This window comes from Pseudomonas sp. TH10, assembly GCF_016651255.1.
Taxonomy (GTDB): Bacteria; Pseudomonadota; Gammaproteobacteria; order Pseudomonadales; family Pseudomonadaceae; genus Aquipseudomonas.
Window position 1 is genome coordinate 1 of record NZ_JAEKEG010000162.1, and the last position, 10,845, is coordinate 10,845.

Annotated in this window: 11 protein-coding genes; 3 read left to right on the forward strand and 8 right to left on the reverse strand. The window is 60.2% G+C overall.

The annotated features are described in order from the left end of the window. Positions 1–105 precede the first annotated feature (105 nt). From tsaB to ppc, 3 genes are all read right to left on the reverse strand, one after another. Positions 106–780, reverse strand: a complete 675-nt coding sequence (tsaB, locus tag JFT80_RS21525) for a tRNA (adenosine(37)-N6)-threonylcarbamoyltransferase complex dimerization subunit type 1 TsaB (RefSeq protein ID WP_201149287.1) — start codon at positions 778–780, stop codon at positions 106–108. 93 nt (positions 781–873) lie between these two features. Beyond that, entirely contained in the window at positions 874–1,524 is a 651-nt protein-coding gene (gene adk / locus JFT80_RS21530) for an adenylate kinase (RefSeq protein ID WP_201149289.1), read from the reverse strand. 301 nt (positions 1,525–1,825) lie between these two features. Next, on the reverse strand, positions 1,826–4,456 hold the full coding sequence (gene ppc / locus JFT80_RS21535; RefSeq protein ID WP_201149291.1) for a phosphoenolpyruvate carboxylase: 2,631 nt from the start codon (positions 4,454–4,456) through the stop codon (positions 1,826–1,828). 202 nt (positions 4,457–4,658) lie between these two features. Here ppc and JFT80_RS21540 point away from each other — a divergent pair, with 202 nt between their 5' ends. From JFT80_RS21540 to JFT80_RS21550, 3 genes are all read left to right on the forward strand, one after another. Next, positions 4,659–5,003 (forward strand): pilin assembly protein, encoded by a 345-nt coding sequence (locus JFT80_RS21540; protein ID WP_201149293.1) that lies wholly within the window; start codon positions 4,659–4,661, stop codon positions 5,001–5,003. Positions 5,004–5,288: 285 nt separating this feature from the next. Continuing rightward, positions 5,289–5,702 (forward strand): DUF4398 domain-containing protein, encoded by a 414-nt coding sequence (locus JFT80_RS21545; RefSeq protein WP_122837667.1) that lies wholly within the window; start codon positions 5,289–5,291, stop codon positions 5,700–5,702. Positions 5,703–5,756: 54 nt separating this feature from the next. Next, positions 5,757–6,545, forward strand: a complete 789-nt coding sequence (locus tag JFT80_RS21550; RefSeq protein ID WP_201149295.1) for an OmpA family protein — start codon at positions 5,757–5,759, stop codon at positions 6,543–6,545. Positions 6,546–6,669: 124 nt separating this feature from the next. Here JFT80_RS21550 and JFT80_RS21555 read toward each other — a convergent pair whose 3' ends face one another. The 5 genes from JFT80_RS21555 to JFT80_RS21575 all read right to left on the reverse strand — a co-directional run bounded on the left by JFT80_RS21555 (position 6,670) and on the right by JFT80_RS21575 (position 10,685). Next, positions 6,670–6,999 (reverse strand): hypothetical protein, encoded by a 330-nt coding sequence (locus tag JFT80_RS21555; RefSeq protein WP_201149297.1) that lies wholly within the window; start codon positions 6,997–6,999, stop codon positions 6,670–6,672. After that, positions 6,996–7,901, reverse strand: coding sequence for an alpha/beta hydrolase (locus JFT80_RS21560; RefSeq protein ID WP_201149299.1), 906 nt, complete (start codon positions 7,899–7,901; stop codon positions 6,996–6,998). Before JFT80_RS21560 ends, JFT80_RS21555 begins: the two co-directional genes overlap by 4 nt. Positions 7,902–8,060: 159 nt before the next feature. Continuing rightward, positions 8,061–9,311 (reverse strand): flavohemoglobin expression-modulating QEGLA motif protein, encoded by a 1,251-nt coding sequence (locus JFT80_RS21565; RefSeq protein WP_201149303.1) that lies wholly within the window; start codon positions 9,309–9,311, stop codon positions 8,061–8,063. 60 nt (positions 9,312–9,371) lie between these two features. Continuing rightward, positions 9,372–9,926: a hypothetical protein gene (locus JFT80_RS21570; protein ID WP_201149301.1), complete on the reverse strand. Its 555-nt coding sequence runs from the start codon at positions 9,924–9,926 to the stop codon at positions 9,372–9,374. A gap of 51 nt (positions 9,927–9,977) precedes the next feature. Continuing rightward, positions 9,978–10,685, reverse strand: coding sequence for a TetR/AcrR family transcriptional regulator (locus tag JFT80_RS21575; protein WP_201149305.1), 708 nt, complete (start codon positions 10,683–10,685; stop codon positions 9,978–9,980). Positions 10,686–10,845 lie beyond the last annotated feature (160 nt).

The following is a 10,845-nucleotide window of genomic DNA, read 5'->3' on the forward strand; positions in this document are numbered from 1 at the left end:
GCGGGCAAGCCCGCCCCCACAGGAGCCATGTCGCACACAAGTTCAGTGACAACTCGCAATCTGTGGGAGCGGGCTTGCTCGCGGAGAAACCACCGAGATTCAAGCTTATCTTGCTTTAGGCGTCGCCACTTTATCGCGCAAATAAACCGGCTGCGCCTCATCCGCCACGATGGCTTCACCGCGCGCCCAGGCAAATCTGGCCAGCGTCAGCAGGTCTTCAGCGTGAGGCAGCATGCCGGCGTCCTGCCCGCTCGGATTGACGGCTATGCGCTCGGCATAGCCCCAACCGGTGCCCGCACCGAACCACTCGCCGCTGGCATCGGCAGGCAACGCCGCGACTTCCGGCGGCAACACCGCTTCGGCGCCGACCAAGCGCATCTCCCCCGCCGTCTCGCGGTAGCAACCCCAATACACTTCATCCATGCGCGCATCGATGGCCGCCGCGACCTGGCTCACGCCATGCTCACGCAACGCACGTTGCGCCAGCACCGCAAGGTTGGATACCGGCAGTACCGGGCGATCCAGGGCAAAGGCCAGGCCCTGGACCACGCCGATGGCAATCCGCACGCCGGTAAATGCTCCCGGCCCCCGGCCAAATGCGATGGCGTCGACCGCCTGCAGCGTGGTCCCGGCGTCTGCCAGCAACTGCTGAATCATCGGCAGCAGCTTCTGCGCGTGCAGGCGCGGGATCACCTCGTAATGGCTCGTGACCTTGCCGTCATGCAGCAAGGCAACGGAGCAGGCTTCAGTCGCGGTGTCCAGGGCCAGCAAGGTGCTCATCGATGTTTCCAAAACAGGGGTGGGAAAAAGTGCGTCAGTATAAACAACTACGGCCCGCAAGCGGGCCGTGGATGATGCAGCCAGTCAGACTTTTCAGCTCAGCGCTGCCAGCACCTTGGTGGTGATCGCATCAACCGAACCCACGCCTTCGATGTGGCTGTACTTCGGCTTGCCATCGGTTTCAGCCGAAAGCTTCTGGTAGAAATCCACCAGCGGTTTGGTCTGCGAATGGTAGACCGACAGGCGATGACGCACGGTTTCTTCAGTGTCGTCCTTGCGCTGTACCAGCTCTTCGCCGGTGATGTCGTCTTTGCCAGCAATTTTCGGCGGGTTGTAGACGATGTGGTAAACGCGGCCGCTGGCTTCGTGAACACGACGACCGGCGATGCGCTGAACGATTTCTTCGTCTTCAACCGCGATTTCAACCACTGCATCCAACTCGACGCCGGCAGTGACCAGAGCTTCAGCCTGCGGAATGGTGCGCGGGAAACCGTCGAACAGGAATCCGTTGGTGCAGTCAGCCTGGCTGATGCGTTCCTTGACCAGGGCGATGATCAGGTCATCCGACACCAGGCCGCCGGCATCCATGATGCTCTTGGCTTGAACGCCCAGCGGAGTGCCGGCCTTGACCGCTGCGCGCAGCATGTCGCCGGTGGAGATTTGTGGAATGCCGAATTTTTCGGTGATGAACTTAGCCTGAGTACCTTTACCGGCCCCGGGAGCTCCCAGCAGAATGACGCGCATTAGATGTGCTCCTCAATTTTTTTATAAAAAGCTTTTACAAAACAAAGGATTCGCCTCTTGGGACGAATCCTGAAAAATATGGGTCGTGGCCGCACAAACGGCCAAAGGCTGATCAAGATACACAGCAGGCTGCGCCCACACAAGACGCCAAAAGTCGGAGAAACCGAAGCCCACCGCGACCTTGCGACGCGGTAACCCAAGTCGCAACCCCATCATTAACTGTCGCCTGACCGCACTTGCAGCGTTCAGACAAAACGGCATCCGGCGTTTACTCCAGGTGCCGCACGCCACGGCAAAAACCTTAGCCGGTATTGCGCAAACCGGCGGCAATCCCCGCCACAGACACCAGCAACGCTTGTTCCACCGGGCTGCCCTGCTCGACTTCCTGCTGCCGCGAACGCGCCAGCAACTCGGCCTGCAATAGATGCAGCGGGTCGAGGTAGGTGTTGCGCAAACGGATGAATTCAAGGGTGTCCGGGCTATGCGCCAGCAGTTGGGACTGACCGGTCAGCCCCAGGACCACCGCGCAGGCCTGCGACAATAGGTCGCGTAAATGCGCACCTAATGGCAGCAAATCCGGCTCCACCAGACGCTCGTCGTAAGACCGCGCAATGTCGGCGTCAGCCTTGGCCAGGACCATTTCGAGCATGTCGATGCGCGTGCGGAAGAACGGCCACTGCTCGCGCATCTGTCCGAGCAATTCGCCCTCGCCGCGCTCCAGCGCTTTGCTCAACGCCGATTCCCAGCCAAGCCAGGCCGGCAGCATCAGCCGCGTTTGCGTCCAGCCGAAGATCCACGGAATCGCCCGCAGGCTTTCAATGCCGCCCGCTCGACGTTTGGCCGGACGACTGCCGAGCGGCAAGCGCCCCAACTCCTGCTCCGGGGTGGACTGGCGGAAATACTCGACGAACTGCGGATTTTCCCGCACCACTGCGCGATAGGCTTTCACGCCATCAGCGGCCAGTTCGTCCATCAGATCGCGCCAGGCCGGCTCCGGCGGTGGCGGTGGCAACAACGTTGCCTCCAGCACGGCCGCCAGGTAGAGGTTGAGGTTCTGTTCGGCGATATCCGGCAGGCCGAATTTGAAGCGGATCATTTCCCCCTGCTCGGTGGTGCGGAACCGCCCCGCCACCGAGCCCGGCGGCTGCGACAGAATTGCTGCGTGAGCAGGACCGCCGCCACGTCCAACGGTGCCACCGCGGCCGTGAAACAACAGCAGTTCCACCTGTTGCTCGCGGCAAATATCGACCAGGCGTTCCTGCGCGCGATACTGCGCCCAGGCGGCCGCCGTGGTGCCGGCATCCTTGGCCGAGTCGGAGTAGCCAATCATGACTTCCTGCGGGCCGTGCAGGCGTGAACGATAGCCTGGCAGGAGCAACAGTTTTTCGATCACCGGGCCGGCGTTATCCAGGTCGGCGAGGGTTTCGAACAGCGGCACCACACGCATCGGCCGCAGCACGCCGGACTCTTTGAGCAGCAACTGCACGGCGAGGACGTCGGAAGCGGCGCCGGCCATGGAGATCACATAGGAGCCGAGCGAAGCGCCCGGTGCGGCGGCGATTTCCTTGCAGGTATTGAGCACTTCAGCAGTATCGGCGGACGGCTTGAAATGCGCCGGCAGCAACGGCCGACGATTATTCAGTTCTTGCGTGAGGAAGGTGATGCGCTGCTCTTCGCCCCAATCTTCATAACGACCGAGGCCGAGGTAATCGGTGATTTCAGTCATCGCCGAAGTGTGCCGCGACGAATCCTGGCGCACGTCGAGGCGCACCAGGAACAGGCCGAAGGTCACCGCCCGGCGCAAGCAATCGAGCAACGGGCCGTCAGCAATCACGCCCATGCCGCACTCGTGCAGCGACTGATAACACAGCTGCAGCGGACCCAGCAGGTCGCGATTGTCCTGCAGCACATCAGCCGTTGCCGGCGTGCTGGCTGTCAGGGATGCATGCGCCCAGTTACGCGTTGCCCGCAGACGTTCACGCAGTTGCTTGAGCACCGCGCGGTAAGGTTCGGCACTGTCGCCGGCCTTCGCCTTGAGCGCGTCGCTGGCCTGCTGCATCGACAGCTCCGCTGCCAGTTGATCGATGTCACGAACGTACAGATCCGCCGCCATCCAGCGCGCCAGCAGCAGCACTTCGCGGGTGACCGCCGCCGTGACATTCGGGTTGCCGTCGCGATCGCCGCCCATCCAGGAAGCAAAGCGAATCGGCGCAGCTTCCAGCGCAAGGTGCAGGCCGGTGGCGTCGTGCAGGGCCTTGTCGGCCTTGCGCAGATAATTGGGAATGGCTTGCCACAGCGAGTGCTCGATGACCGCAAAACCCCATTTCGCTTCGTCCACCGGGGTCGGGCGGGTGCGGCGGATTTCCTCGGTGTGCCAGGCTTCGGCGATCAGGCGTTGCAATTTGACCTGGATCTGCTCGCGCTCGGCGCCGGTCAGGTCGCGATGATCCTGAGCCGCCAACTGCTCGGCGATGGCGTCGTATTTCTGGATCAGGGTACGGCGTGCCACCTCCGTCGGGTGCGCGGTCAGCACCAGCTCGATCTCCAGCCGCCCCAACTGCCGCGCCAGCGCTTCGGCGCCATGACCTTCGGCCCGTAAGCGAGCGAGCAATTCAGGCAATACGCGGGACTCGAACGGTGCGGGCTGCGACTCTTCGCGACGATGAATCAACTGATACTGCTCGGCGATGTTCGCCAGATTGAGAAACTGGTTGAACGCCCGCGCCACCGGGAGCAATTCGTCTTCGCTCAATTGATTGAGGCTGGCGCTCAGTTCAGCGTCCATCGAGCCGCGGCGATCAGCCTTGGCGCCCTTGCGGATCTGCTCGATCTTGTCGAGAAAGGCCTCGCCGTACTGGTCTCGAATGGTGTTACCCAACAGCTCTCCGAGCAGGTGAACGTCTTCGCGCAAGCGTGCATCAATATCGGTCATCAGCAGTTCTCCAGCAAAAAATCCGGGCGGCCAGGAACCTCAAGAGTGCCGTTCCAGAACGCTTCTTACAAGCAGGCGACGAAGGGACTTTAAACCTTGCGGCCGAAAGCTAGTCTCAACAGTAAGCCGTACAACGGCTTGCCGCCGGCCCCGGCGGACACTCACCCAAGCCTGCCACCCGCAGGTGCGACATGAGGTCATCATGAAAATCCGTGAACTCGCCCAGCATTGGGAAGAAAACGCCAAAGGTCGCCTGACCGACACTGGCTACACGATTCATCTGGACGTCGAGGCCGCTGCGCGCCTGGCGGCGATCGCCGAAATGTACCCGAAACGGCATGCCGAAGAATTGCTCGGCGAGTTGATCGGCGCTGCGCTTGAGGAATTCGAAGCGAGCCTGCCGTATGTGAAGGGCTCGACCGTGGTGGCGACCGATGAGGAAGGTGATCCGTTGTATGAAGACGTCGGGCCTACGCCACGGTTTCTGGCGTTGTCGCGCAGGTATTTGCATGATCTGGCGAGCGGTGGCGACGAGTCCAAACACTGATCATCGCTCCCGAGAGTGCAGGTGATCCCTGTGGGAGCGGGCTTGCTCGCTCCCACATTAGCCCGCGAATACCCTGCGCCCCCCACAAAGTTCCACCTCCAAAACCATGACCAATCGGTCAGATATTTTTTCCGGCGATTGGCCATCTCTTCTGAACTTTTGAAAAAGCGCTCGGGTCGTACCCAGTAACCACGCCTGGGACGGCCGTTTCAAAACGCCTCCTAACATCGACGGTACGGCTCCATGCCCAGGATGGATTTTTCAAGTTTTTCAGGAGCATTTCCAATGGAGTTGAAGACCATGAAGACCAGCATCGCCCAATCCTCGTCTACTCACCTGCGCGGTCTGAAAATGGCTGCACTGGCTATCGGCACCAGCTTCGTTCTGGCCGGTTGCGCAGGCAATCCGCCGACCGAGCAGTTCGCCGTGACTGAATCGGCCGTCAATAGCGCCGTCAGCGCCGGCGGTACCGAATTCGCAGCCGTGGAAATGAAATCGGCTCAGGACAAGCTCAAGCAGGCCGAGCTGGCCATGCATGACAAGAAGTACGACGAAGCCAAGGTTCTGGCTGAACAAGCCGAGTGGGACGCCCGTGTAGCGGAACGCAAAGCGCAGGCAATGAAGGCCGAACAGGCAGTCAAGGACTCTCAGAAAGGTGTTCAGGAACTGCGTCAGGAAAGCCAGCGCACCGTGCAGTAAGCGCGCATCCCGACCGCAAAGCTGAAACTTTATCGATAGAAAGGACGACAAATTATGCGTAAGCAACTGATGATCCCCGCTCTCCTGGCCGCAAGCGTTGCCCTGGCTGCCTGCTCCACCCCGCCTAACCCGAATCTGGAACAGGCACGCACCAACTACGCCGGCCTGCAAGCCAACCCGCAGGCGAGCAAAGTCGCCGCGCTGGAAACCAAAGACGCCAGCGATTATCTGGACAAAGCCGACAAGGCTTACCTGGACAAGCAAGACGCGTCCAAGGTTGACCAACTGGCTTACCTGACCAACCAGCGCGTGGAAGTGGCCAAGCAGACCATCGCCCTGCGCACCGCTGAAAACAACCTGAAGAACGCTGCAGCTCAACGTGCCCAGGCGCGTCTGGATGCCCGTGATCAGCAGATCAAACAGCTGCAGGACAGCCTGAACGCCAAGCAGACCGATCGCGGTACGCTGGTGACCTTCGGTGACGTGCTGTTCGCCACCGACCGTGCCGACCTGAAATCCAGCGGCCTGGTCAACATCAACAAACTGGCTCAGTTCCTCCAGGAAAACCCGGACCGTAAAGTGATCGTCGAAGGCTACACCGACAGCACCGGTACCGCGTCGCATAACCAGTCGCTGTCCGAGCGCCGTGCGGCTTCCGTGCGCACTGCCCTGGTGAAAATGGGCGTTGATCCAGCGCGCATCGTTGCTCAGGGTTATGGCAAGGAATACCCGGTTGCCGAAAACGGCAACGCTTCGGGCCGTGCCATGAACCGTCGTGTTGAAGTGACCATTTCCAATGACAACCAGCCGGTCATGCCGCGCTCGGCCGTCAGCGCGAACTAAGCTTCACGCAGTGACATAAAGCCCCGCCTGATCTGATCAGGCGGGGCTTTTTGTTGAAGATCAAAAGATCAAAAGATCGCAGCCTGCTGCAGCTCCTACGGGGTTGTTGCAGCTGGCGAGGGCGTCAGGGTTCGAGCTTTTGCGGAGTTTCCCCGCCCACACAACGCACTGCCTTCTTCTTGTTATCCACCAGCACGCCGGTCAGGCCTTTCTGTTCGGTGTCGAACAACACCAGCACGCCATCGATGCACTGCGCCACTTGCGGCGCCGGGTCCAGCGAGACTTTGTAGTCCTCGCCCGGCACGGTTTTGAGCATGGTGAATTCGTTCAGCAGCAGTGCATCCTCGGGTTTGGCGAAGTGCAGATAACCGTAGTACCACAGCGCCCCGACGGTGCCGAGGATGCTGCAGATACCGGTAATGATCAGCGGGATGGCGTTACGTTCTTCACTCATTGCGGACTCTCATCTTCAGAATTCGGAGGTGTCGGGTAATTGGGGATTTCGCCGAGCCGGCGCAGGCCGTTGAAGTGCTCGGGATCGTCGAGATAGCGCAGCATTACCTGGCGCCACACCGGATCGCCAAAAGTCTGCACGTGGCCACCACGGGTCAATTGCAACACACGCGGTGGCGGCGCAGCTTGATACAAGCGGATGCCGTTGGAAAGCGGCACCAGCGGATCGTCAATGCTGTGGAAAATCAGTTTCGGTACGCCATTGAGTTGCGGCATAGAGTTGATCGCGCTGTCGCCATCCGGCACCAGCCACGACAGCGGCACCTGGAATGGCCAGGTCAACCAGGATGTACTGAGCGCATATTGGCCGACGCTGCGGTAACTGGCGGGCACGCCGTCGAGCACCAGGGCTTTGAGTTGCTTCTGCCGTTCGGGATGCTGCACCAGCCAATGCACCGCCATCGAACCGCCAAGGCTCTGACCGAGCAGCACCAACGGCTTGCCTTTGACCTCGGGCGCCTTGTCGAGCCAGGCGAACGCGGCGTCGATGTCCTGATAAATCGCCGGCAAGCTCGGCTCGCCCTCGGACAAGCCGTAACCGCGATAGTCCACCAGCAGCACTTGATAGCCGTTTTTCGGCAACCACCAACTGCCACCGAGGTGCATCGGCAGATTGCCGCCGTTACCGTGCAGGTGCAGTACTGTGCCTTTGACCTCAACGCCGGGTTTGGCCGGCAGCCACCAGGCGTTGAGCTTCAGGCCGTCAGCCGTGACCAGGGTGACGGTGCGGTATTCGAGTTTGGCCTTTTCCGGGGTGAAGACCTGGCCGGGTTCGGGGTAGAACAACAGAGAACTGCAACCGCCGAGGGTCAGGAGCAGGCAGAAAATACCGAGGATTCTCATCCGGTGAAACCTCGCAAATACGGGTTGAAATACGACTTCGTGGAAAATGAATAACCTGTGGGAGCGGGCTTGCCGCGATAGCGGTGTGTCATACAACTTAGATGTGAACGTTAGACTGCTATCGCGGGCAAGCCCGCTCCCACAGGGTTGGTGTTGTACTTAAAGGATGTTGGAGTAATCCGCTTCGATCCGGTCCAGGCTCAAGTGATTGAGGAAGTTGGAGAAGCACATCCACGCCGACAACGCATTCAAATCGCGGAACTGATCCGGCAGATATTTCGGCGGCACCACTAGCCCTTCATCCACCAACTGACGCAGCGTGCGCATGTCTTCCAGCGTGGTCTTGCCGCAGAACAACAGCGGGATCTGCTCAAGTTTGCCCTTACGCACAGCCAACTGAATGTAGTTGTAAACCATGATAAAGCCCTTGAGATAGGACAAGTCTTTGGTGAATGGCAGGCCGGTCGGCACCGAGCCGCGGAAGACCCGGCTGGCGTTGCCGTAGCTTTCCGCCATCTCAAAGCCCTGCTCGCGGAAGAACTCGAACACCTGCAGGAAGTCGGCGCCCTCCTCGACCATATGAATGGCGCGAGTGCGGTTGGTCAGTTTGCGCAGGCGACTCGGGTAGGAGGCAAACGTGATGATTTCCATGAGGATCGCCAGACCTTCCTGGGTCACCGTCGACGACGGCGGGCCTTTGGAGAGGAAGGTGCAGATCGGCTGGTTCAAACCGTTGAGCGTGGTGCCAACGTGCACCAGCCCCTCATGAACTTCCAGCGCGCGCACGTCGCGGTCGTTGAACATCGCGTCGGTGCGGATCTTGATGTAGTCGGCGCCCGCCGCCGCGTCGGCAACGATGCCGTCGGATTCGAATACGCGGATGGTTTCCTCGGCCTCGCCGAACACCTTGTTCAGGCGGGTTTGCAGCAGATGCACGGCGTCTTTGGCGGTGAGGGTTTTCGGCTCATCCTTCAAGTCGCCTCGACCGTCGATGTTGTTCAGGTAGTCGGACATCATCAGGCCGAGGTCGGCCAGGGTCGGATCACCGGCGTGAAACGCGTCGGACGCAGCGCCGTACAGTTCTTGCGAGATCAGGCCGAAATCCTCGGTGCCGCGCGCTTCGAGCATGCGCACGACCATGCGGTATTCCTTGCACATGCGCCGCATGATCTGCCCGACCGGGTTGAACTGGCCGAGCTGGCGGGTGATGTCGCGCTCGATGTTCTGGAATTCCAGTTTGACCTTGCTTGAATCGAAACTCAGTGGGCGATTGAGGTAGTAGTCGCGATCCACCGCCGGCATTTCCTTGCCTTTGGCCTTGAGAAAGCCCTTGCGGATGTTCTCGTCCCACTTGACCGCGTCGAGCACACGGATCGGCGTCTGCGCCAGCACAATGCGGTCGGACAACATGCGTATCGTCTGCTGGTAATCGTCCACCCGAAACTCCTGTAGAAAACGTGACGCACTGAATTATTTGGCGCGGGCCTGGCGCTGGTAGCGCGCGGCTTCGACGAATACATCGGAATTGGCCGGATCGTCGAGGTAGGCAAAGACCTTGTCGAGCTGGCTGTCGACCTCAACGCCGTCGCCATCGTCAGTCTGGAAGGCCTGACCGTCCAGGGCTTTTTGCTTGATCGCTTGATTGATCTGTTCCAGATCGAGGTTGTAGACGACCAATTCGTGTTTATCGGTGAGCTCGAACCCGGCGATGAGGAAGTGGCCGCCAAATTGTGCCGGCACCTTCGCCGACAGGTACCAGCGATCACCATGGCGCGACACGGTAAACGGATAGGCCTCGCGCGCCTTGGGCCTGGCCTTGAAGTAGCTGACCGCCTGGTAACGATTGTTGCCGATGCGCGTCAGTTCCAGGTTCATTGGTTCGCCCCAGGCATTGGTGCTCGACCATTTGCCGAGCAAGCCTTTGGGCGCCGGCTCACTGGCGGGCAGCGGCTCCTTGAAAGTCACCAGACAGCCACTGAGCAGCAGGAACGACAAGGCGATCAGCACGCCACGCCAGGCTTTCATTCAATACTCCCTATGAAATCACACCACCGAGCCCCGGGGATCACGTTACACCTATGCCAACACCAGGTGCATGTAACGGTTGAGGATACCGAGCATTTCAGCCTCTGAGTCAGGCTCGGCGTCGTTGAGCAGGCCCTGATATTCCATCCGTCCGATAATCGCCGTCAACACCTTGGCATCCTGCTGCGGTTCGCGCGAGCCCAGCACCTGAAATAACTGGCAGGTGCCCTGCAACAGAATCTGCTGGTGCGAGCGCACCAGAATTGCCAGACGCGGGTTGAGCAGTGCCTCCTGACGGAAAGCCTGCTCGGCCATCAAGTGCTCGCGACGGTTAATCAACTGCCGATGAACATAGTCGGCCATCAACCGCGCAATGTCGTCAGCCAGCTGAGAGCGCGACTCGGGGCTGCCGTCACCGCTGACCACCATCTCGCGCAGCAGACCTTCGTTGTTGACCCACAACTTGGCCATGTATTCGGCGCTGCGCTCGACGTACTGAGCGAAGGTATCGGTGAGCAGGTCATCGATGTCCTTGAAGTAATACGTAGTGGCCGACAGCGGCACACCGGCCTCGGCAGCCACTGCACGATGGCGCACAGCACGCACGCCATCACGCACGACAATGCGCATCGCCGCGTCGAGAATGTCCTGTCGACGCTGCTCACTGCCCTGTCGGCTGGCCTTGCGGCCCTGGTACTGAACGCTTTCAGCGACCGCAGTGGCGATACCCGCTGCACCTTCTTGAGCTATTGCACCCATCACGACAGAACTTCCTCTGCAATTCAAAAGTAACCAATTGATACATTTGTACCAGACAGGCAATAAAAAGCCGCCCTGTTAGGCGGCTTTTTAACTGAAACGTTTACGCTTGCGGTCGCATGTGCGGGAACAGGATCACATCGCGGATCGACGGCGAGTT